Origin of the sequence: Paracoccus sanguinis, assembly GCF_012689545.1 — a bacterium.
Classification (GTDB): domain Bacteria; phylum Pseudomonadota; class Alphaproteobacteria; order Rhodobacterales; family Rhodobacteraceae; genus Paracoccus; species Paracoccus panacisoli.
In genome coordinates, this window is record NZ_CP051542.1 from 696579 (window position 1) to 717295 (window position 20717).

The following is a 20717-nucleotide window of genomic DNA, read 5'->3' on the forward strand; positions in this document are numbered from 1 at the left end:
CCCGACCTCACTGATCGAGGAACGAGCGCAGCTTGCGCGACCGCGACGGGTGCTTGAGCTTCCGCAGCGCCTTGGCCTCGATCTGCCGGATGCGCTCGCGCGTGACGCTGAACTGCTGGCCGACCTCTTCCAGCGTGTGGTCGGTGTTCATGCCGATGCCGAAGCGCATCCGCAGCACCCGCTCTTCGCGCGGGGTCAGGCTGGCCAGAACCCGCGTCGTCGTCTCCTTCAGGTTCTCCTGAATGGCAGAGTCGAGCGGCAGGACGGCGTTCTTGTCCTCGATGAAATCGCCGAGCTGGCTGTCCTCCTCGTCCCCGATCGGGGTTTCGAGGCTGATCGGCTCCTTGGCGATCTTCATCACCTTGCGGACCTTCTCGAGCGGCATCTGCAGCTTTTCGGCCAGCTCTTCGGGGGTCGGCTCGCGTCCGATCTCGTGCAGCATCTGGCGCGAGGTGCGGACCAGCTTGTTGATCGTCTCGATCATGTGGACCGGGATGCGGATGGTCCGGGCCTGATCGGCGATCGAGCGGGTGATCGCCTGCCGGATCCACCAGGTCGCGTAGGTCGAGAACTTGTAGCCGCGCCGATACTCGAACTTGTCCACGGCCTTCATCAGGCCGATGTTGCCTTCCTGAATGAGATCAAGGAACTGCAGGCCGCGGTTCGTGTATTTCTTGGCGATCGAGATCACCAGCCGCAGGTTCGCCTCGACCATCTCCTTCTTGGCCTGGCGGGCCTCTTTCTCGCCGCGCTGGACCTGGTTCACGATCCGGCGGAACTCCTCGATGTCCACGCCGACGTGCTGGCCCACGCGGGCCATGTCGTGGCGCAGCTTCTCGACACCGGCGAGGTTCTTGTCGAACAGCGCCTGCCAGCCGCGGCCCTTGTTGCCGCGCATCCGGTCGATCCAGCCGGGGTCCAGCTCGGACCCGCGATAGGCCTCGATGAACTCGCGCCGGTTGATCCGGGCGGCGTCGGCCAGCTTCACCATGCCGCTGTCGATGGTCACGATCGAGCGGTTGATCCCGTAGATCTGGTCGACCAGCGCCTCGATGCGGTTGTTGTGCAGGTGCAGCTCGTTCACCAGCCCGACGATCTCGGAGCGCAGCTTCTGATAGGCGGCCTCGTCGCGGGCCGAGAAGCTCTCGTCCTCGTTCAGCGTCGCCGACATCCGCTGGTCCTGCATGTCGGCCAGCTGCTCATAGTCGCGCGCGATCGCCTCGAGCGTCTCGAGGACGCGCGGCTTGAGGCTTGCCTCCATCGCGGCGAGCGACAGGTTCTGGCCCTCGTCGTCCTCGTCGTCGGCGTCGTCGCGGCGCATCGGATTGCCGTCGGCATCGACCTCGCCCTCGCTCCACTGGGGCTTGGCGGTCTCGGTCGCGGTCTCGCCCAGCGGCAGGTCCACCGGCAGGTCGGCGTCGCCCTCGCCCTCGTCGCCCATGGCGCGGCCGAAGGTCGTCTCGAGGTCGATCACGTCGCGCAGCAGGATGTCCTCGTTCAGAAGCTCCTGCCGCCACATGGTGATGGCCTTGAAGGTCAGCGGGCTCTCGCAGAGCCCGGCGATCATGGTGTTGCGGCCGGCCTCGATGCGCTTGGCGATGGCGATCTCGCCCTCGCGGCTGAGCAGCTCGACCGAGCCCATCTCGCGCAGATACATCCGCACCGGGTCGTCGGTGCGGTCGAGCTTTTCGGTCTCGGTGGTGGCGACGGCAACCTCGCGCGAGGTCGAGGCGGGGACCACGGCGCCGCCCTGCTCGCCCTCTTCGGCCTCCTCGTCCTCGATGACGTTGATGCCCATTTCCGAGAGCATCGACATCACGTCCTCGATCTGCTCGGACGAGACCTGTTCCGGCGGCAGGACGGTGTTGAGCTGGTCGTAGGTGATGTAGCCGCGCTCGCGCGCCTCGGCGATCATGCGCTTGACCGCGGCCTGGCTCATGTCGAGCGAATGGTCGTCGTCCTTGGCGTCCGGCTTGTCGTCGTCGTCCTTGGCCATGCGGGCGTGTCCTTCTTGCGAGCGATTCGGAACAGCGCCCGAATCAGGCCGGGCCTTCCGGCGGTTCTAGTCGAATCGCCGGGCCCGGTCAAAGCCGGGCCCGGCGGTGATTCGGTCCTGTGATTCGCGCCCGCCGGGGCGGGGCGTTCAGCGGCGGCGGTTGCGCATCAGCGCCTCGGCCTGGGCGCGCACCGCCGCGAATTGTTCCTCGAGCGCGCGCTGGTCGCCCATCACCCCGCTGTCGCCCCCGAGGTCGGGGTGGTCGGCCTGCTGGCGCGCGCGGGCCGACTGGCTCACCCGCCAGGTCAGCCCCTCGTCCACCAGCCCCTCCATCTCGGCCTCGGCGCGGGCGATCTCGTCGCGGGCGGCACGGTGGGCCTCGATCCGGTCGAGCGCGTTCAGCAGCATGGCCCGCGCGGCGTCGGGGTGTTCGGCCGGGTGGGCGATGGCAGGGGCCGAGCGGACATGGGGATCGGCCATGATCGCGTCAAGGGCGGCGCGCCCGGCGGCGCTGGCGGCCCCGGCGAGCAGGTCGTGGACCAGCGCCGCGCGGCCCGGGTCCGGGGGCTCGAGCCGTTCCAGCCGCGCCTCGACCTCGGCCACGAGGTCGGGGCGGGCGGCGCAGAGCGCGAGCACCATCGCCTCGATCAGCCCCTCGCCGGGGTCCGCCGCCACCAGGGTCGAGGCGCGGGTCTGCGGCAGCGGCGGCGGCGGCTCGCCGCGGCGCTGGAAGCGGCCGCCGGGGCTGCGGGCGGGGGCGAAGAGCGCCCAGCGCTTGCGCTTGATCTCGGCGGTGGTGTGCTCGCGCGTCGCCGGGTCGGGGATCAGCGCCACCGCCGCCGCCAGCGCCCGGTCGAGCGCCGCCTTGCGCTCGGGGCTGTCGAAGCTGCGCCCCTCGGTCTCGCGCCGCCAGAGCAGGTCCACGAGCGGCTGCGCGGCCTCGATCACCGCGCGCATCGCCCCCGGCCCGCCGGCCCGGATCAGGTCGTCGGGGTCCTGCCCCGGCGGAAGCAGCGCAAAGCGCAGCGCCTGCCCCGGCCCGGTCAGCGGCAGCGCGAGGTCGATGAGCCGCATCGCCGCCCTGAGCCCCGCCGCATCGCCGTCGAGCGCGATCACCGGCTCGGGCGAGACGCGCCACATCAGCCGCAGTTGTTCCTCGGTGATGGCGGTGCCGAGCGGCGCCACAGCGCCCTCGATCCCCGCGCGCACCAGCGCGATCACGTCCATGTAGCCCTCGGCCACCACCAGCGGCTGGCCCTTGGCGACGGCGCTGCGGGCGGGCCCGAGGTTGTAGAGCGTGCGGCCCTTGTCGAAGAGGTCGGTTTCGGGGCCGTTGAGGTATTTCGCCCGCGCGTTCGGGTCCATCGCCCGGCCGCCGAACGAGATGCAGCGCCCGCGGGCGTCGCGGATCGGAAAGATGATCCGGCCGCGGAAGCGGTCATAGGCGGCGCCCCGGTCGTCGGGCTTGATCGCCAGCCCCGCCGCCACCGCCTGCGCCTCGGGGACGCCGGCCTCGGTCAGGTGCCGCAGCAGCCCCTGCCGCAGATCGGGGGCAAAGCCGATCTCGAAGCGGTCGAGCGTGCCCGCGTCGAGCCCGCGCCCGGCGAGGTAGTCGCGCGCCGCCGCCCCCGCCCCGGTCTGAAGCTGCAGGCGGAACCAGCGCAGGGCGCGGTCCATGACCTCGACCAGCTCGGCCCGGCGGTCGGTCTGCGCCTGCTCGCGCGGCGAGCGCTCGGGCATCGGCACCCCGGCCTCGGACGCCAGCACCGCCACGGCGTCGAGGAAGCCCATCCCCTCGGCCTCGCGCAGGAACCCCACCGCGTCGCCCTTGGCGTGGCAGCCGAAGCAGTAATAGAAGCCCTTCTGGTCATCGACGTGGAAGGACGCGGTCTTTTCCGAATGGAACGGACAGGGCGCCCACCAGTCCCCCTTGGCCTGGTTCGACTTGCGCAGGTCCCACGTCACCCGCCGGCCCACGATCCGGCTGATCGGGACGCGGGCGCGCAAGTCGTCGAGGAATCCGGGCGGCAGGCTCATTCGGGCGGTCTCGGGCGCAGGGCCAGGGGCGGGTGCGGGTGCAGGTGAGGTTGTGGGTGCGGGGGCAGTTGAGGTTGTGGGTGCGGGCCCATCATCCCGCGCCGACCGCCCCGCGGGCAAGCCTCCAGTAATGGTCGGCGAGCGCCGCACGGTCCAGACGCCCGCCCTCGCGGTACCAGTTCGTCACCCCGGTCAGCATGGCGATCAGCGCCATCGCCGCCAGCCGCGGATCGTCGAGCCGCATCTCGCCCGACACCGCCCCGGCCCGCAGGATGCCGGTCAGCGCGTCCTCGTAGCGGCCGCGCAGCGCGGCGATGGCGGCGTGGTTCTCGGGCGTGAGGCTGCGCAGTTCCATGTAGCTCAGGAACACCTCGTCGGGGTGGTCGAGCGAATAGGCGATGTGAAAGCGCACGAACCGCTCGAGCCGTTCCAGCGCGCTGCGGTCGGGGCTGTGGTCATGGCTGTCGGCCCAGGCGGCGAGCAGCAGTTCCATATGCTCGCGCAAAAGGTCCGCGAGCAGCGCCTGCTTGTCGGGCGTATAGGCGTAGAGCGCGCCCGCCTGCACCCCCACGGCGGCGGCGATCTGGCGCATCGTCACCGCCCCGTAGCCGTGCCGTGCAAACAGCCGCCGCGCGGCCTGACGGACGAGCGGGCCGGTGATCTCGGCGCGGGAGCCTTGGGTGCGGGCCATCCCGGCGGTGTAGCGAAAAGCGGCGGGTGGGGAAAGGTTGGGCTGGCGGGGTGTGGGGGTTGGTGGTGGGCTGCCCCGGCTGCGGCCCAGTCGTCCTTCGGGACGATGGGAACCGCCTATGAGGGGTGACCCGGCTGGCCGCCTGCGCTCTCCCAGCGCGGCGAGGCGGAGCGCGCAAGCGCGGGGCAGAGGCGGGGCGCGCCGCGCGATGACGTCCGAAACCGATGATGGCGCCCTGCGCGATGGAACGTCCGACACCAGCACGGCGCGCCCCCCCCCACCTCACCCCCGGGGCTTCCGCACGGGCCGCCCCGGCGCTATCCTCGCCGGATGCTGCGCCCGCTCGCCTGTTGCCTCGCCCTGCCGCTGCTGGCCGCCTGCGCCGAGCCGGATGCCGCCGAATACCCCCGGCTCATGCCGTTGAGCGAGCTGAACCAGCCCCCCGCCATCCCCGCCCATGCCGCCGAGGCGGCCTCGGACCCCGCCGCCGTGGGGGCCGCGCTCGACGCCCGCCGGGCCGAGGCGGCCGCCCGCGCCGACGCGGCCCGCCGGCCGGTAACGGACGCCGGCTCGCTCGGCGACCGCGCCGCGGCGCTGCGGCGCCGGGCCGGGGTGCTGGCCGCGACAGAGCTGCCGCAGGGTACGGCGAGCGCGTCGCCTACCACGTACGCCCCGGCCCCCGCGCCGGATGCCACCACCGACCCAGCCGCAGACCCCGAGACCGCCGCCCGCGTCCGCGCCCTGCGCGAGCGGGCCCGCGCGCTCTCGGAGCAGCCGGTGGGCGCAACCCCGGCCCCCCTGCCCCCCTGTCCGCCCGGCACGACCGATCCCGTTGCCGCGCGCTGCAACCCCGGATAGACCGCGACGCAACGTAACACCCCAGCCGGAGGCCCTCGCCCATGCCCGTCATCACCTGCATCGAGGACCTCAAGCGCCTGCACAAGGCGCACACGCCGCGGATGTTCTACGACTACGCCGAGTCGGGCAGCTACACCGAGCAAACCTTCCGCGAGAACACCACCGACTTCGCCCAGATCCGCCTGCGCCAGAAGGTGGCGGTGGACATGTCGGGCCGCACCTTGGCCTCGGACATGGTCGGGCTGCCCGTCACCATGCCGGTGGGCCTCGCCCCCGTGGGGCTGACCGGGATGCAGCGGGCCGATGGCGAGATCAAGGCGGCGCGGGCGGCCGAGAAGTTCGGCGTGCCCTTCTGCCTTTCGACCATGTCGATCTGCTCGATCGAGGACGTGGCCGCGCACACCGAAAAACCCTTCATGTTCCAGCTTTACGTGATGAAGGATCAGGAGTTTCTGGAAGGCATCATCGGCCGCGCCAAGGCCGCCGGCTGCTCGGCGCTGGTGCTGACGCTCGACCTGCAGATCCTCGGGCAGCGGCACAAGGACCTCAAGAACGGGCTCAGCGCGCCGCCGAAGCTGACCCCCTCGTCGATCGCCGATCTGGCGACCCGGTGGGGCTGGGGGCTCGAGATGCTGCGCACCAAGCGGCGGTTCTTCGGCAACATCGTCGGCCACGCCAAGGGGGTGACCGACACCGCCAACCTGTCCAGCTGGACCGCCGAGCAGTTCGACCCGCAGCTCGACTGGACGAAGATCGCCCGCATCCGCGATCTCTGGGGCGGCAAGCTGATCCTCAAGGGCATCCTTGACGCCGAGGACGCGCGCATCGCCGCCGATTTCGGCGCCGATGCCATCGTGGTGTCGAACCACGGCGGGCGGCAGCTCGACGGCGCGCTGAGCTCGATCCGGGTGCTGCCCGAGATCGTGGCGGCGGTCGGCGACCAGGTCGAGATCCACCTCGATTCGGGCATCCGCTCGGGGCAGGACGTGCTCAAGGCGCTTGCGCTCGGCGCCCATGCGACGTGGATCGGGCGGGCCTTCATCCACGGGCTCGGGGCGATGGGCGAAAAAGGCGTGACCGCCGCGCTCGAGGTGATCCGCAAGGAGCTGGACACCACCATGGCGCTGTGCGGCGAGCGCGACATCAAGCAGGTCGGCCGGCACAATGTCATGGTGCCGGCCAACTGGGCCACGGACTACGCCTGAGCCTGGCCTTCCGCGAGGAAGTCGAGCAGCGCCGCGTTCACCTCGTCGGCGTTGGTCGCAAGGATGCCGTGCGGGGCGCCGTCGAGTTCGATGTAGCGCGCCTGCGGCAGCATCTTCGACAGCCGCAATCCGGCAGCGGTGTGCGGCACCGCCCCGTCCGCGGTGCCGTGCATGATCAGCACGGGGCAGGTGATCGCGGCCACGTCGGCGGTGAAGTCGGTGGTGCCGAAGGCATCGACGCAGGCGGTGGTGGCGAGCGGGCTCGCCTGCATCGCCATCCCCCAGCTCCAGTCCACGACCGCCTGGCTGACCGGGCGGCGGAACGTGCCCACGCCGTAGAAGTCCTTGAGGAAGCTCTGGAAGAACGCCGGGCGGTCCTGCGTCATCCCCGCCTTCATCTGGTCGAGCACCTCGGGCGTCGCGCCGTCGGGGTTGTCGGCGGACTTGAGCAGCCCCGGCGCCACCGAGGCGAGGAACGCCACCCGCGCGACGCCCTTGCCCTCGTGCCGGCTCATGTAGCGGGCGACTTCGCCGCCGCCCATCGAAAAGCCGACGAGCGTGGCGTTCTCGAGCTCGAGCGCGTCCATCACCGCGGACAGGTCGTCGGCGAGCGTATCGTAGTCGTAGCCCTCGAACGGCTGGTCCGAGCGGCCGAAGCCGCGGCGGTCATAGCTGACCACGCGGTAGCCCGCCTTGACGAGCGCGCGGGCCTGATGTTCCCACGAATCGGCCGAGAGCGGCCAGCCGTGGATCAGCACAACCGGCTGTCCCTGCCCCCAGTCCTTGGTGTAGAGCCCCACCCCGTCGTCGGTCTCGATCCAGGCCATGACGTTCCCCTTTCGCGTTGGTCGGTTCGCCGAGCCAACGCCCCCGCCGGGCCGCGGTTTCCCCCGGGGCCACCCTCGCCGTCCCGCACCGAGATGTTGCCGCTTTTCAATCCGCCCGGCCTGCGCTATAGGCCCCGCTTCCGGCCAAGACACCCTTGGAGGCGGCCGGTTCATGCAATGCAAGAGGAATACAGCAATGGCCAAAGAGATCCCTGATCTGGTGGCCGAGGCACGCGCGGGGACAGGCAAGGGGGCCGCCCGCCAAGCTCGCCGCGAAGGCAAGGTGCCCGGTATCGTTTACGGCGACGGGAAAGACCCGATGCCGATCCAGCTCGACTTCAACCCCCTGCTGACCAAGCTGCGCGCCGGGCGGTTCATGTCGACGCTCTGGAACCTCAAGGTCGAGGGGCAAGAGGACGTGCGCGTCATCTGCCGCGGCGTCCAGCGCGACGTGGTCAAGGACCTGCCGACCCACATCGACCTGATGCGCCTGCACCGGAACACGCGGGTGAACCTGTTCATCCACGTCACCTTCGAGAACCACGAGGACTCGCCCGGCCTCAAGCGCGGCGGCACGCTGGTCGTGGTGCGCCCCGAAGTCGAGCTGGTGGTGACCGCGTCGGACATCCCCGACCACATCACCGTGGACCTGACCGGCAAGAAGATCGGCGACGTGATCCACATCAACGATGTGCAGCTGCCCGCCGGCGCCAAGCCGACCATCGACCGCAACTTCGTCATCGCCAACATCGCCGCGCCCTCGGGCCTGCGGTCGGAAGACGATGCGGCCTCCGAGACGGTGCCCACCACCGAGATGGGCCCCGACATCGGCCCGGTCGAGAACTGATCCCACCCCTCGGGTGGCATGAAGGGGGCGGCGCCGCGGCGCCGCCCTTTTGCATGACGCCCCGCGCTGCTAGGTCCATCCCATGAGCGATCCCATCCATATCGTCGGCGCCGGCATGGCCGGGTCCGAGGCCGCCTGGCAGATCACCCGCGCGGGCGTCCCCGTGGTGATCCATGAGATGCGCCCCGAGGTTGGCACCTTCGCCCACCGCACCGGCGACTGCGCCGAGATGGTGTGCTCGAACAGCTTCCGCTCGGACGACGACGTGAACAACGCCGTGGGGCAGCTGCATTGGGAGATGCGGGCCGCGGACGGGCTGATCATGGCCATGGCCGACCGCCACCGCCTGCCCGCGGGCGGCGCGCTGGCGGTGGACCGCGACGCCTTCTCGGCCGCCGTCACCGCCGCGCTCAGGGCCGAGCCGCTGGTCTCGTTCCAGCCGGGCGAGGTCGACGCGCTGCCCCCGGATGGCCGCTGGATCTTCGCCACCGGCCCGCTGACCTCGCCCGCCCTCGGCGCGGCGATCCGGGCCGAGACCGGGGCCGATGCGCTCGCCTTCTTCGACGCGATCGCGCCCATCGTCCACGCCGACACGGTGGACATGAGCGTGGCGTGGCGGCAGTCGCGCTATGACAAGGGCGAGACCGAGGACGAGCGCACCGCCTATCTCAACTGCCCGATGACCAGCGACGACTACGAGGCATTCATCGACGCGCTCCTCGCCGCCGAAAAGACCGAGTTCCACGAGGGCGAAACCGCCGGATATTTCGACGGCTGCCTGCCCATCGAGGTCATGGCCGAGCGCGGGCGCGAGACGCTGCGCCACGGGCCGATGAAGCCGGTGGGCCTGACCAACGCCCACAAGCCGGGCGAGAAACCTTACGCGGTGGTTCAGCTTCGCCGGGATAACGCGCTGGGAACGCTGTATAATATCGTGGGCTTCCAGACGAAGATGAAATACGGCGCACAGACCCAGGTGTTCCGCATGATCCCGGGGCTGGAGAACGCCAGCTTCGCCCGGCTGGGCGGCATCCACCGCAACACGTTCCTCAATTCGCCGACGCTGATCGACGACCGGCTGCGGCTGCGCGCCCACCCCCACCTGCGCTTCGCAGGCCAGGTCACGGGGGTCGAGGGCTATGTCGAGAGCGCCGCGATGGGCCTGCTCGCCGGGCGGATGGCCGCGGCCGAGGCGCTGGGGCGCGATCTCGGGCCGCCGCCGCAGACGACTGCCATGGGCGCGCTCGTGCACCACATCACCGGCGGCGCCGAGGCCAGGAGCTTCCAGCCGATGAACGTCAACTTCGGCCTGTTCCCGCCGGTCGAGGCCAGGGGCGGGCGGCGCGGCCGCAAGGACCGCTACCCGGCCTACACCGAGCGCGCCAAGCAGGACTTCACCGCGTGGCTGACCACCGCATGACCCCCGGGGGCGAGGTCACGCGCTTTGCCCCCTCGCCCACCGGGCCGCTGCATCTCGGCCATGCCTTCGCCGCCCTGACCGCCGCCGCCCATGCGGCGCCCGGGCGGTTCCTGCTGCGCATCGAGGACATTGACCGCGCCCGTTGCCGCCCCGAATGGGAGGCCGCGATCGAGACCGACCTGCGCTGGCTCGGCCTCGACTGGCCCACCCCGGTCATGCGCCAGTCCGAGCGGCTGCCCGCCTACCGCGCCGCGCTCGACCGCCTCGCGGACATGGGCCTCACCTACCCCTGCCGCTGCCGCCGGGCCGACATCGCCGCGGCGCTCTCGGCCCCGCAGGAGGGCGCGGTGATCGGCCCCGACGGCCCGGTCTATCCCGGCACCTGCCGGGGGCGGCCGATGTCGGACGCCGGGCCCGACGACGCCATAAGGCTCAACATGGGTGCGGCGCTCGCCCGGCTCGGCACGGACGGCATCGGCTTTCACGACCGCGCGGTGCTGCCGGGGACCACGCACCGCCTCGCGGTGGCCGACATGGTGGCGGGGATCGGCGACGTGGTGCTGGCCCGGCGCGGGATGGGGACGAGCTATCACCTGTCGGTGGTGGTGGACGACGCGGCGCAGGGGATCACGCTGGTGACGCGCGGCAAGGACCTGTTCGACGCCACCTACATCCACGCCCTGCTGCAGGCGCTGCTGGACCTGCCGCAGCCCGATTATCTGCACCACCGGCTGATCCGCGACGAGGCCGGCCGCCGCCTCGCCAAGCGCGACGACGCCCGCGCGCTCGCGCTCTACCGTGCCGAGGGGCGGAGCCCGGACGACATCCGTCAGATGATCGGCCTGGACAGCTCGACCTCGGCGCCCTCGCGCACGGCGGTGTAGAAGCACGAGCGGCGGTTGGTGTGGCAGGCCGGGCCGACCTGATCGACCAGCAAAAGCAGGCAGTCGCGGTCGCAGTCGAGCCGCATCTCGACCAGCCGCTGGGTGTGGCCCGAGGTCTCGCCCTTGACCCAGAACGCCTGCCGCGAGCGCGACCAGTAGACCGCGCGCCCCTCGGCCAGCGTCCGGGCCACGGATTCGGCGTTCATCCAGGCGAGCATCAGCACCTCGCCCGTCGCATGGTCCTGGGCGATGGCGGGGATCAGGCCGTTGGCGTCGTAGCGCAGCGTGGCGGGGTCGAACATCGGTTTTCCTTTCGCGGCCGCGTGCCTATCTAGACCGCAGCACCGGCCGGGGAAAGCCGCCGGGACAGGGGAACCGCAGACAGGGGGACCACCGCATGGCCGACGACGATCTGATGGCGCTCTATTCGCGCCGCCTGCTGGCGCTGGCGGCCGACATCCCGCATCTCGGCCGCCTCGACGCGCCACAGGGCAGCGCCAGCTTCCGCTCGCCGCAATGCGGGTCGACCGTGACGGCGGACGTGGTGCTGGCCGATGGGCGGGTCGTGGGCTTCGCGCAGGAGGTGCGGGCCTGCGCGCTGGGTCAGGCCTCGGCGGCGGTGCTGGGGGGCGCGGTCATGGGCCGCACCCCGGCCGAGCTCGCCCGCGCCCGCGACGCGCTGCGGGCCATGCTGGCCGAGGCCGCCGCCCCGCCCCCGCCGCCCTTCGACGGCGCCGAGGCGCTGCTGGCGGCGCGCGAGTTTCCCAACCGCCACGCCTCGATCCTGCTCGCCTGGCAGGCGGCGGCCGGGGCGGCCGAAGAGGCCGCGGCCGCGGGTGACACCCGGGAATGAAAAAGACCGGCCCCTGCCAGGGCCGGCCAGTTGCGCGCTACCATGAGGCCGGGGGACTCCGGCGACGATCAGGCGGATCGTTCGGGGTGACGCGGGGCAGAACAGAACAGGGCAAGCTGTCAGCGAGCTTGCATGACCTCACACACCCGCCAGCGCGGGCAGCCACAGCACGGTGAGGGTGGCCACGCCGATCGCGGCGACCCCCAGCATGTCGGCCAGGGCATCGGGCAGGTCGGGCAGCGTACGGGTCGGCTTCACGGTCGGTCTCATCACGGGTACCTCTCGTTAACGGTTGCCATTTTGTTCTCATGTTCCGCCGATTCGGTAAAGAACATTTTAAGAACTTTTAACGCGAGCGCTCAGCCGGCTGCCATCAGTGCGAGGGCGCGGTCCTGCTCCATCAGCCACAGCAGGTTGCGGACCGCCTGCCCGCGGGGCGAGGCGAGTTCGGGGTCGGTCTCGACCAGCAGCCGCGCATCCTGCCGGGCCAGCGCCAGCAGGTCCGCCTGCCGTTCCAGATCGGCGATGCGGAACCGCGGCAGGCCCGATTGCGCGGTGCCGATCACGTCGCCCGCGCCGCGCATCGCCAGATCCTCCTCGGCGATGCGGAACCCGTCCTCGGTCTCGCGCAGGATCTGGAGCCGCCGCCGCCCCGATTCGGCCAGCGGCTCGTGATAGAGCAGCAGGCAGCTCGAGGCGCCGGTCCCCCGCCCGACCCGGCCACGCAGCTGGTGAAGCTGGGCAAGGCCGAAGCTTTCGGCCCGCTCGATCACCATGATCGTGGCCTCGGGGACGTTGACGCCGACCTCGATCACCGTCGTCGCCACCAGAAGCTGCGCCCGCCCGGCGGCAAAGTCGGCCATCGCGGCGTCCCGCGCCTCGGGCGGCATCTGGCCGTGGACCAGCCGCACCCGGTCGCCGAAGCGGGCGGCGAGCGCGCGATAGCGGTCCTCGGCGGCGGTCAGGTCCACCTGCTCGCTTTCCTCGACCAGCGGGCAGACCCAATAGGCGCGCGCGCCGCGATCCATCGCGTCGGCCAGCCGCGCGACCACAGCCTCAAGCCGCGTGTCGGGGACCGCGGTGGTGGTGATCGGCTGCCGCCCCGGCGGCTTTTCGTCCAGCACCGACAGGTCCATGTCGCCGTATTGCGCCAGCGCGAGGCTGCGCGGGATCGGCGTCGCGGTCATCACCAGCATGTCAGGCCGCAGCCCCTTGGCCGCGAGTTCGAGCCGCTGGGCCACGCCGAAGCGGTGCTGCTCGTCGATCACCGCAAGGCGCAGGTCGGGGAAGGTGACGCCCGGCTGGAACACCGCGTGGGTGCCGACGAGGATGTCGATGCGCCCCGCCGCAATATCGGCGAGCCGCCCGGCCCGCGCCTCGCCCTTGTCGCGCCCGGTGAGCAGCGCGAGCCGCACCCCCGCCGCCTCGGCCAGCGGGGCCAGCGCCGCAAGATGCTGGCGGGCGAGGATCTCGGTCGGGGCCATCAGCACCCCCTGCCCGCCCGCCTCGACCGCCTGCATCAGCGCCAGCAGCGCGACCAGCGTCTTGCCGGACCCCACGTCGCCCTGCAGCAGCCGGTTCATGCGGTGCGGCTGGGCCATGTCGGCGGCGATCTCGGCCACCGCGCGGGTCTGGGCCGCGGTCGGGGCATAGGGCAGCGCGGCGAGCACCCGCGCGGCGAGCCGCCCGTCGCCCTGCGTCACCCGCCCCGCCGCCCGCCGCCGGGCCCGGCGGACCAGCGCCAGCGTGACCTGATGGGCCAGCAGCTCGTCATAGGCGAGCCGCGCCCGCGCTGGGGCCCCGGCGGCGAGATCCCCCATCCCCCCCGGCGCGTGCGCCGTGGCAAGCGCGTCGGCCCAGTCCGGCCAGCCCTCGCGCGCCTTCAGCGACGGCTCGATCCACTCGGCCAGCGGCGGCACCCGCTCGAGCGCGGCCGCGACGCCCTTGCCGACGGTCCGCTGGGTCAGGCCGCCGGCGAGAGGATAGACCGGCTCGAACGCCGCCGGCGCCGGGTCCGAGGGCATCAGGATGTGGTCAGGGTGCACCATCTGCGCCAGCCCGTCGAAGAGCTCGACCTTGCCCGAGACGACCCGCACCGCGCCCGGCGGCAGCTGCGCCTCGACCCACGCGGCGCGGGCGTGAAAGAAGACCAGCGTGAGGTCGCCCGCGCCGCCCGTCGCGTCGGTGCAGATCACCCGCCACGGCCGTCCCTTGGCCGAGGGGGGCGCGTGACGCTCGACCCGGACGGTCAGGGTGGCGATCTCGGGCGGGCGCAGGTCGGCGATCCGGGCCACGCTGCGGCGCGGGATGCCGGCCGAGGGCAGGTGAAAGATCAGGTCGCGGGGCCGGGTGATGGCGAGCGTCGCCAGCGCCTCGGCGGCGCGCGGCCCGATGCCGGGCAGCGTCTCGGCCGAGGCGAAGAGCGGGAAGAGGATCGGCGGGCGGCCCTTGGGCGGCGGCCGGGGCGTGGGCGGCGCGGCGCCGGTCGGCCCCTCGCCTTCGGCGTCCGCAGGATCGCCCCCGGGGGCGCGGGGGACCTCGCCGCCGCTCATCCCTGCGCGAGCGCCAGCCATTCGTCCTCGTCGATCACCCGCACGCCCAGCTCGGCGGCGCGGGTGGCCTTGGAGCCCGCGCCGGGACCGGCGACCAGCAGGTCGGTCTTGCTCGAGACGCTGCCCGCCACCTTGGCGCCCAGCGCCTCGGCACGCGCCTTGGCCTCGGCCCGCGTCATCCGTTCCAGCGTGCCGGTGAACACCACCGTCAGCCCGGCGATGGCGCTGCCCGCGGTCTGCGGCGCCGCCGCGGGCTCGACGGTCAGATGCGCGAGCAGCCGGTCGATGGCCCCGCGCTCGGCCGGGGCCGAGAAGGCCGCCGTCAGCGCCTCGGCGGCGACCGCGCCGAAGCCGTCGATGCCGACCAGCTCGCTCCACGCGGCCTGCGCCCCTTCGGGCAAGGGTGCGGCGTCCCACACCGCCTTGCGGACGGCGGCAAGCGCGGCGCGGCGGCCCTCGGCCTGCGCCGCGGCGCGTTCGGCGGCCACGGCCTCCTCGGCCGCGCGGTGGCGGGCGGCGGCGGGGGCGGCGGCGTCCACCGCGTCGCGGAACGCGTCCCACGTCCCGTAGTGGCGGGCGAGCGTCCCCGCCGCCACCTCGCCCACATGACGGATGCCGAGTGCGAAGATCAGCCGGGCGAGCGGCACGTGGCGCCGCGCCTCGATCGCCGCGAACAGGTTGTCGGCCGAGCGCGGCCCCCAGCCGTCGCGCGCGGCAAGCCGGCCCTCGCCCCGCGTGGCGAGGGTGAAGATGTCCGCGGGCTCGCGCACCGCCAGCTCGGGGTCGGCATAGAACGCCTCGACCTGCTTGGCCCCCAGCCCCTCGATGTCGAAGGCCGCGCGCGAGACGAAATGGCGCAGCTTCTCGATGGCCTGCGCCGGGCAGCCGAGCCCCCCGGTGCAGCGGCGCACCGAATCCCCCGGCTCGCGGATGGCGTCGCTGCCGCAGTCCGGGCAGGTCTCGGGGAAGGCGAACGGCGCGGGGTTGGTGCGCCGGGTCAGGTCCACGTCGGCGACCTTGGGGATCACATCGCCGGCGCGGTAGACCTGCACCCAGTCGCCCGCGCGGATGTCGCGGCCGTCGCGGATCGGCGCCCCGCGGCTGTCGCGTCCGGCGATGTAATCCTCGTTGTGCAGCGTGGCGTTCGAGACGACGACGCCCCCCACCGTCACCGGATCGAGCCGCGCCACTGGCGACAGCGCCCCTGTGCGCCCCACCTGGATGTCGATCCCGGCGAGCCGGGTCCAGGCCAGCTCGGCCGGGAACTTGTGGGCGAGCGCCCAGCGCGGCGTCGTGGCGCGGAACCCCAGCCGCTGCTGCAGCGCGAGGTCGTCGACCTTGTAGACTACCCCGTCGATGTCGAAGCCGAGCGTCGCGCGCGCCTGCTCGGTCCCGGCCCAGAACCCGAGCAGCTCGTCGAGCGTGTGGCAGAGCCGCGGCGCGGTCGTGGGAAAGCCCAGCGCCGCCAGCCGGGCGATGGCGCCGGACTGGGTGTCGGCCAGCGGCGCCGAAACCTCGCCCCAGCCATAGGCGAAGAACCTGAGCGGGCGGCGCGCCGTCACGGCCGGATCGAGTTGCCGCAGCGAGCCGGCGGCGGCGTTCCGCGGGTTGGCGAACACCCGCTCGGCGCCCTCGGCGTTCAGCGCGGCGAAGTCGGCGTGGCTCATGTAGACCTCGCCACGCACCTCGAGAACCTCGGGCGCGCCGTCGAGGCGCTGGGGAATGTCCTTGATCGTCAGCGCATTGGCGGTGACGTTCTCGCCGGTGGTGCCGTCGCCGCGGGTCGCGGCGTGGACCAGCCGCCCGCCCTCGTAGCGCAGCGAGAGCGACAGCCCGTCGATCTTCGGCTCGGCGGTCAGCGCCAGCGGCGCGTCGGGGCTGAGGTTCAGGAAGCTGCGGATGCGGGACAGGAACTCGCCCACGTCGTCGGGCGCAAAGGCGTTCTCGAGCGACAGCACCCGCTGGGCGTGGCGGACCTTGGCGAACTTGTCCGCGGGCGCCGCACCCACCTGCCCGGTCGGGCTGTCCTCGCGCGCCAGGTCGGGGTGCGCCGCCTCCAGTTCGGCCAGCCGGCGCTTCCTGGCGTCATAGGCCGCGTCGTCCATCAGCGGCGCGTCGTCGCGGTGATAGGCGAGGTTCGCCGCCTCCAGCTCGGCCCGCAGCGCGGCGGCCTCTGCCGCGGGCTCAAGGCCGCTCACCCCATCTGCTGCCGTGCGCCGCTCCGCCATCTCGTCCTCGTCCGGCCGCGGACAGGGCGGCACCGCGAGAAGGTCTAACCGCGCCTGGGGCCCCGGTCCAGTCGGCCGGCGCGGCGCTGCGGCCCGGACACGAAAAGGCCCGCGCCGGTCAGGGCGCGGGCCGGATCGGTCAACGGTGGGACCGGCTCAGCCGTCCACGTCAACCTGCTGGATCAGCTTCAGCGCGTCGGGCCGCAGGCGGCTGATCTCGGTCAGATCGACGCTGTCCGGGGTGAACTCGCCCCAGCTCTTGACCAGCTCGGACCGCTCGACCCCGGCCTTGATCGGGAACTCGTTGTTGGTCTCGGCATAGATCTTCTGCGCCTCGTCGCTGGCGAGGAACTCCATCAGCTTCAGCGCGGCGTCCTTGTTCGGCGCCGATTTCGTCATCGCCACGCCCGAGACGTTCACGTGCGTGCCGCCGTTCTCGAACTTCGGGAACACGATGCGGACCGACTCGGCCCAGTCCTTCTGCTCGGGATCGGCGAGCATCTGGCCCATGTAGTAGGTGTTGCCCAGGCTGATGTCGCACTCCTTGGCCCAGATCGACTTGACCTGGCCGCGGTCGTTGCCCTCGGGCTTCTTGGCGAGGTTCGACTTCACGCCCTCGAGCCATTTCACCGTGTCGGCCTCGCCGTGGTGGGCGAGATAGGCGGCGGTCAGCGCCACGTTGTAGTCGTCGGTGAACGGCCGGGTGCAGATGCGGCCCTTCCACTTCGGATCGGCCAGATCCTCATAGGTCGTCACCTCGCCGTCGGCCACGCGGTCCTTGCTGGCATAGACGATCCGCGCGCGGGTGGTCAGGCCGTACCACTGGTGATCCTTGTCGCGCAGGCTCTCGGGGATGGCCGCGTCCAGCGCCGCATCCTCGACCGGCTGAGTCACGCCCGCGTCCTTGACCTGCCCCAGCCGCGCCACGTCCACGGTCAGGATCAGGTCGGCGGGCGAGCGGTCGCCCTCGGCCTTGAGCTTCTCGACCATGCCCTTGTCCACGAAGGCGATGTTGACCGGGATGCCGGTCTGCTTGGTGAACGCGTCCAGCAGCGGCTGGATCAGCTCGGGCTGGCGGTGCGAGTAGATGTTGACCTCGGCGGCGGCCGCGGCCCCGGCGGCGAGGGGAAGCGCGGTGGTGCCGGCAAGCGCGGTGATCAGCAGGCGGTTCATATCCGAGTCCTTATGTCGGTTACTCGGAAGCTGAATGGAACAGCCGCCGCCACGGGTCAATACCTTATCGTTTCGCTAGGCCGGATTGTTTCGCCCCGCGCGCGTGCCCATATCCTTGCCATGACCACATCCCCCCGCCCCGACCGCCGCCGGTTCATCGCAGCCGCCGCGGCCTTCACCGCTGCCCCCTCGCTCGCGCGGGCCGCGGACGCGACGCTCTACGCCACGCTGGCCGAGGCCGCCACGCTGACCCAGCTGCGCGCCATCGCCGTCTGGCGCGACGGGCCGGACGGCGGGCGCGAGATCGCCGCCCGCGGCTACCACGGCTTCACCCCCGACCGGCCGACCAACATCAAGTCGGCCTCGAAGTCGGTAATCTCGGCGCTGGCCGGGATCGCCATCGCCCGCGGCGTCATCGCCGGCGCCGATCAGCCCATCGTGGCGCTGCTGCCCCCTGCCGACCTGCCCCCCGATCCCGACCCGCGGCTGGCCCGCGTGACGGTCGGCAACCTTCTGTCGATGCAGGCGGGGCTGGGCCGCCAGTCGGGGCCGAACTACGGCCGCTGGGTCAGCAGCGGGAACTGGGTCCGCACCGCGCTCGCCGCGCCGTTCGAGGCCGAGCCGGGCGGGCGGATGCTCTATTCCACCGCCTCGTCGCATCTCGTCTCGGCGATCCTGACCCACGCGAGCGGCCGCTCGACGCTGGCGCTGGCCCGCGACTGGCTGGGCGCGATCCCCGGATTCGCCATCACCGGGTGGGAGCAGGACCCGCAAGGCATCTATCTCGGCGGCAACGAGATGGCGATGTCCACCCGCTCGCTCCTGGCCTTCGGCACCGCCTATGCGCGGGGCGGGGCCGGGGTGATCCCGCCAAGCTGGATCGGGGAGAGCTGGACGCCGCGGACCAACTCGATCTTCTCGGGCGAATCCTACGGCTACGGCTGGTTCATCGGCCGGGTCGGCCGCTTTGGCATGGGGCGGCCGGTGCGCTATGGCTGGGGCTACGGCGGGCAGATGATCTATGTGTTCCCGCCCGCGGGCGGCGCGCCGGCGGCGGCGGTGGCGATCACCTCGGACCCCGACCAGCCCTCGGCGCGCACGGGCTATCGCAGCGCGCTGCACGATCTCGCCGCGCGGCTGGTGGCGGCATGAGCGACCCCGACCGCCCGCGCCGCGTTGACGGCTGGCGGCGCGCGGGATAACCGCCCCGGCCATGGCCCGCGCTCCGCTTCTGCAACTCACCGGCATCTCGCTGACCTTCGGCGGCACCCCGGTGTTCGACGACCTCTCTCTGACCGTCCAGGAGGGCGACCGCGTCGCGCTGGTCGGCCGCAACGGGTCGGGTAAGTCCACGCTGATGAAAGTCATGGCCGGTCTGGTCGAACCGGACCGGGGCGAGGTCATCGTCCCCGCCGGCACACGCGTCGGCTATATGGAGCAGGACCCGGACCTGTCGGGCTTCGCCACGCTGGGCGAATTCGCCGCCGCGGCCTTGGGCGAGGGCGAGGACTGGCGCGTCGCCGCCGCCGCCGAGGGGCTGGGTTTCGACCCCGCCCGCCCCGTCGCCACCGCCTCGGGCGGCGAGCGGCGGCGGGCGGCGCTCGCCCGGCTTCTGGCCGAGGCGCCGGAGCTGATGTTGCTCGACGAGCCGACCAACCACCTCGACATCCAGGCGATCGGCTGGCTGGAACAGCAGCTTTCCGAGACGCGCGCGGCCTTCGTGCTCATCAGCCACGACCGCGCCTTTCTGCGCCGCCTGACCCGCGCGACGTTGTGGATCGACCGCGGCGAGGTGCGGCGTCAGGACAAGGGGTTCGAGGCCTTCGAGGACTGGCGCGAGACGACCTGGGCGGCCGAGGACGAGGCCCGCCACAAGCTCGACCGCAAGATCAAGGCCGAGGCCCGCTGGGCGGTCGAGGGGATCAGCGCGCGTCGCAAGCGCAATCAGGGCCGGGTCCGCGCGCTGGCTGCGCTCAGAGCCGAACGCGCGTCGCAGATCCGCCGGCAGGGGACGGCGGCGATGGCGCTTGACGCCGGCACCCAGTCGGGCAAGCGGGTGATCGAGGCGCAGGCGATCAGCAAGCAGTTCGGCGACCGGGTGATCCTGCGGCCCTTCGACCTGCGGGTCATGCGCGGCGACCGGGTGGCCTTCGTCGGCCCGAACGGGGCCGGCAAGACCACGCTCATCAAGATGCTGACCGGCGAGACCGCCCCCGACACCGGCACGGTGACGCACGGCACCAACCTCGAGATCGCGGTCTTCGACCAGGCCCGCGCCGCCATCGACGACACCCAGACCCTGTGGGAGGCGCTGACCAACGACCCCGAGATGCGCGTCTCGGGGCGCTCGGATCAGGTCATGGTGCGCGGCCAGCCGCGGCACGTCGTGGCCTATCTCAAGGATTTCCTCTTCGACGACGCCCAGGCCCGGGCGCCGGTCGGCAGCCTGTCGGGCGGGGAAAAGGCGCGGCTGCTGCTGGCGCGGATCATGGCCCGGCCCTCGAACCTGCTGGTGCTGGACGAACCTACGAACGACCTCGACATCGAGACGCTGGACCTGCTGCAGGACATCCTCGGCGAATATGACGGGACGGTGCTGCTGGTCAGCCACGACCGCGACTTCATCGACCGCGTGGCCGACACCACCGTGGCGATGGAGGGGGACGGCCGCGCGGTGATCTATGCCGGCGGCTGGACCGACTACCGCGCCCAGCGGGGCGAGGACGCGCCCGCCCCTGCCCCCACGGCGGCCCCCGCCCCGGCCCCGGCCCGCCCGGCGTCGCCTGCCCCGACGGCTGCTTCGGCGTCGCGCAACGGCCTGACCTTCAGCGAGCGTCACCGGCTCGAGGCGCTGCCGGCGGTGATGGAACGGCTCGAGGCCGAGATCGGCAAGCTGTCCGAGTTCCTGTCGCAGCCCGACCTGTTCCAGACCGCGCCGGCCAAGTTCGCCAAGGCCTCGGAAGGGCTGGCCGAGCGCCAGGCGGCGCTGGCCGCGGCCGAAGAGGAATGGCTGGATCTGGCCGACCGCGCCGAGGGCTGACGCGCCGCCGGATGCGGGCCCGATGCGGGATGGACGTTGACTCGCGCGCCGTCATCCGCCATATAACCGCGGACCGGCCGGGCACCCGCCTTGGCCGGCCATTCAT

General features: G+C 72.2%; 17 protein-coding genes. 8 read left to right on the forward strand and 9 right to left on the reverse strand.

What is annotated here, in order from left to right; genetic code table 11:
* Positions 1-7 precede the first annotated feature (7 nt).
* The 3 genes from rpoD to HGN31_RS03345 form a co-directional block, all read right to left on the reverse strand.
* Positions 8-1996 (reverse strand): RNA polymerase sigma factor RpoD, encoded by a 1989-nt coding sequence (gene rpoD, locus HGN31_RS03335; RefSeq protein ID WP_168782325.1) that lies wholly within the window; start codon positions 1994-1996, stop codon positions 8-10.
* A 147-nt stretch (positions 1997-2143) separates the two neighbouring features.
* A complete protein-coding gene (gene dnaG / locus HGN31_RS03340) occupies positions 2144-4033 on the reverse strand; it encodes a DNA primase (protein WP_168782326.1) in 1890 nt (629 codons plus the stop codon).
* 91 nt (positions 4034-4124) lie between these two features.
* Entirely contained in the window at positions 4125-4724 is a 600-nt protein-coding gene (locus HGN31_RS03345; protein WP_036708884.1) for a TetR/AcrR family transcriptional regulator, read from the reverse strand.
* Positions 4725-5054: 330 nt separating this feature from the next.
* On the opposite strand from HGN31_RS03345, the gene HGN31_RS03350 reads away from it, so the two are divergent.
* Both HGN31_RS03350 and HGN31_RS03355 read left to right on the forward strand, forming a co-directional pair.
* A complete protein-coding gene (locus HGN31_RS03350) occupies positions 5055-5582 on the forward strand; it encodes a hypothetical protein (protein ID WP_168782327.1) in 528 nt (175 codons plus the stop codon).
* Between the two features lie 41 nt (positions 5583-5623).
* Positions 5624-6787 (forward strand): alpha-hydroxy acid oxidase, encoded by a 1164-nt coding sequence (locus HGN31_RS03355; RefSeq protein ID WP_168782328.1) that lies wholly within the window; start codon positions 5624-5626, stop codon positions 6785-6787.
* On the opposite strand, the gene HGN31_RS03360 is transcribed toward HGN31_RS03355, so the two are convergent.
* Positions 6778-7614 (reverse strand): alpha/beta fold hydrolase, encoded by an 837-nt coding sequence (locus HGN31_RS03360; RefSeq protein ID WP_168782329.1) that lies wholly within the window; start codon positions 7612-7614, stop codon positions 6778-6780. The genes HGN31_RS03355 and HGN31_RS03360 overlap by 10 nt on opposite strands.
* 196 nt (positions 7615-7810) lie before the next feature.
* Between HGN31_RS03360 and HGN31_RS03365 the strand changes: the two genes are divergently transcribed.
* The 3 genes from HGN31_RS03365 to gluQRS all read left to right on the forward strand — a co-directional run bounded on the left by HGN31_RS03365 (position 7811) and on the right by gluQRS (position 10765).
* Complete coding sequence (locus HGN31_RS03365) at positions 7811-8461, forward strand: 50S ribosomal protein L25/general stress protein Ctc (protein ID WP_168782330.1); 651 nt, start codon at positions 7811-7813, stop codon at positions 8459-8461.
* A gap of 82 nt (positions 8462-8543) precedes the next feature.
* Positions 8544-9881 carry a methylenetetrahydrofolate--tRNA-(uracil(54)-C(5))-methyltransferase (FADH(2)-oxidizing) TrmFO gene (trmFO, locus tag HGN31_RS03370; RefSeq protein WP_168782331.1) on the forward strand — a complete coding sequence of 446 codons (1338 nt, stop codon included), beginning with the start codon at positions 8544-8546 and terminating at the stop codon, positions 9879-9881.
* Positions 9878-10765, forward strand: a complete 888-nt coding sequence (gluQRS, locus tag HGN31_RS03375) for a tRNA glutamyl-Q(34) synthetase GluQRS (protein WP_168783789.1) — start codon at positions 9878-9880, stop codon at positions 10763-10765. Before trmFO ends, gluQRS begins: the two co-directional genes overlap by 4 nt.
* Here gluQRS and hisI read toward each other — a convergent pair.
* Positions 10711-11067 carry a phosphoribosyl-AMP cyclohydrolase gene (hisI, locus tag HGN31_RS03380; protein ID WP_168782332.1) on the reverse strand — a complete coding sequence of 119 codons (357 nt, stop codon included), beginning with the start codon at positions 11065-11067 and terminating at the stop codon, positions 10711-10713. The two genes, gluQRS and hisI, sit on opposite strands and share 55 nt — an antisense overlap.
* A gap of 95 nt (positions 11068-11162) precedes the next feature.
* Here hisI and HGN31_RS03385 point away from each other — a divergent pair, with 95 nt between their 5' ends.
* Complete coding sequence (locus HGN31_RS03385; protein WP_168782333.1) at positions 11163-11618, forward strand: iron-sulfur cluster assembly scaffold protein; 456 nt, start codon at positions 11163-11165, stop codon at positions 11616-11618.
* Between the two features lie 138 nt (positions 11619-11756).
* Here HGN31_RS03385 and HGN31_RS16640 read toward each other — a convergent pair whose 3' ends face one another.
* The 4 genes from HGN31_RS16640 to HGN31_RS03400 all read right to left on the reverse strand — a co-directional run bounded on the left by HGN31_RS16640 (position 11757) and on the right by HGN31_RS03400 (position 17571).
* Complete coding sequence (locus HGN31_RS16640; protein ID WP_269429082.1) at positions 11757-11888, reverse strand: hypothetical protein; 132 nt, start codon at positions 11886-11888, stop codon at positions 11757-11759.
* An 89-nt stretch (positions 11889-11977) separates the two neighbouring features.
* A complete protein-coding gene (recG, locus tag HGN31_RS03390) occupies positions 11978-14191 on the reverse strand; it encodes an ATP-dependent DNA helicase RecG (RefSeq protein ID WP_244961120.1) in 2214 nt (737 codons plus the stop codon).
* A complete protein-coding gene (ligA, locus tag HGN31_RS03395; RefSeq protein WP_168782334.1) occupies positions 14167-16398 on the reverse strand; it encodes an NAD-dependent DNA ligase LigA in 2232 nt (743 codons plus the stop codon). Before ligA ends, recG begins: the two co-directional genes overlap by 25 nt.
* Before the next feature lie 156 nt (positions 16399-16554).
* Positions 16555-17571: a Fe(3+) ABC transporter substrate-binding protein gene (locus HGN31_RS03400; RefSeq protein WP_168782335.1), complete on the reverse strand. Its 1017-nt coding sequence runs from the start codon at positions 17569-17571 to the stop codon at positions 16555-16557.
* A 120-nt stretch (positions 17572-17691) separates the two neighbouring features.
* Between HGN31_RS03400 and HGN31_RS03405 the strand changes: the two genes are divergently transcribed.
* Entirely contained in the window at positions 17692-18723 is a 1032-nt protein-coding gene (locus HGN31_RS03405; RefSeq protein ID WP_168782336.1) for a serine hydrolase domain-containing protein, read from the forward strand.
* A 61-nt stretch (positions 18724-18784) separates the two neighbouring features.
* On the forward strand, positions 18785-20611 hold the full coding sequence (locus HGN31_RS03410) for an ABC-F family ATP-binding cassette domain-containing protein (RefSeq protein WP_168782337.1): 1827 nt from the start codon (positions 18785-18787) through the stop codon (positions 20609-20611).
* Positions 20612-20717: the final 106 nt, after the last annotated feature.

Excerpts from the sequence above, each read along its gene's own strand:
- rpoD (WP_168782325.1), bottom strand. The coding sequence starts at position 1,996 with ATGGCCAAGGACGACGACGACAAGCCGGACGCCAAGGACGACGACCAT.
- dnaG (WP_168782326.1), bottom strand. The coding sequence starts at position 4,033 with ATGAGCCTGCCGCCCGGATTCCTCGACGACTTGCGCGCCCGCGTCCCG.
- HGN31_RS03345 (WP_036708884.1), bottom strand. The coding sequence starts at position 4,724 with ATGGCCCGCACCCAAGGCTCCCGCGCCGAGATCACCGGCCCGCTCGTC.
- HGN31_RS03350 (WP_168782327.1), top strand. The coding sequence starts at position 5,055 with ATGCTGCGCCCGCTCGCCTGTTGCCTCGCCCTGCCGCTGCTGGCCGCC.
- HGN31_RS03355 (WP_168782328.1), top strand. The coding sequence starts at position 5,624 with ATGCCCGTCATCACCTGCATCGAGGACCTCAAGCGCCTGCACAAGGCG.
- HGN31_RS03360 (WP_168782329.1), bottom strand. The coding sequence starts at position 7,614 with ATGGCCTGGATCGAGACCGACGACGGGGTGGGGCTCTACACCAAGGAC.
- HGN31_RS03365 (WP_168782330.1), top strand. The coding sequence starts at position 7,811 with ATGGCCAAAGAGATCCCTGATCTGGTGGCCGAGGCACGCGCGGGGACA.
- trmFO (WP_168782331.1), top strand. The coding sequence starts at position 8,544 with ATGAGCGATCCCATCCATATCGTCGGCGCCGGCATGGCCGGGTCCGAG.
- gluQRS (WP_168783789.1), top strand. The coding sequence starts at position 9,878 with ATGACCCCCGGGGGCGAGGTCACGCGCTTTGCCCCCTCGCCCACCGGG.
- hisI (WP_168782332.1), bottom strand. The coding sequence starts at position 11,067 with ATGTTCGACCCCGCCACGCTGCGCTACGACGCCAACGGCCTGATCCCC.
- HGN31_RS03385 (WP_168782333.1), top strand. The coding sequence starts at position 11,163 with ATGGCCGACGACGATCTGATGGCGCTCTATTCGCGCCGCCTGCTGGCG.
- HGN31_RS16640 (WP_269429082.1), bottom strand. The coding sequence starts at position 11,888 with ATGAGACCGACCGTGAAGCCGACCCGTACGCTGCCCGACCTGCCCGAT.
- recG (WP_244961120.1), bottom strand. The coding sequence starts at position 14,191 with ATGGCTGGCGCTCGCGCAGGGATGAGCGGCGGCGAGGTCCCCCGCGCC.
- ligA (WP_168782334.1), bottom strand. The coding sequence starts at position 16,398 with ATGGCGGAGCGGCGCACGGCAGCAGATGGGGTGAGCGGCCTTGAGCCC.
- HGN31_RS03400 (WP_168782335.1), bottom strand. The coding sequence starts at position 17,571 with ATGAACCGCCTGCTGATCACCGCGCTTGCCGGCACCACCGCGCTTCCC.
- HGN31_RS03405 (WP_168782336.1), top strand. The coding sequence starts at position 17,692 with ATGACCACATCCCCCCGCCCCGACCGCCGCCGGTTCATCGCAGCCGCC.
- HGN31_RS03410 (WP_168782337.1), top strand. The coding sequence starts at position 18,785 with ATGGCCCGCGCTCCGCTTCTGCAACTCACCGGCATCTCGCTGACCTTC.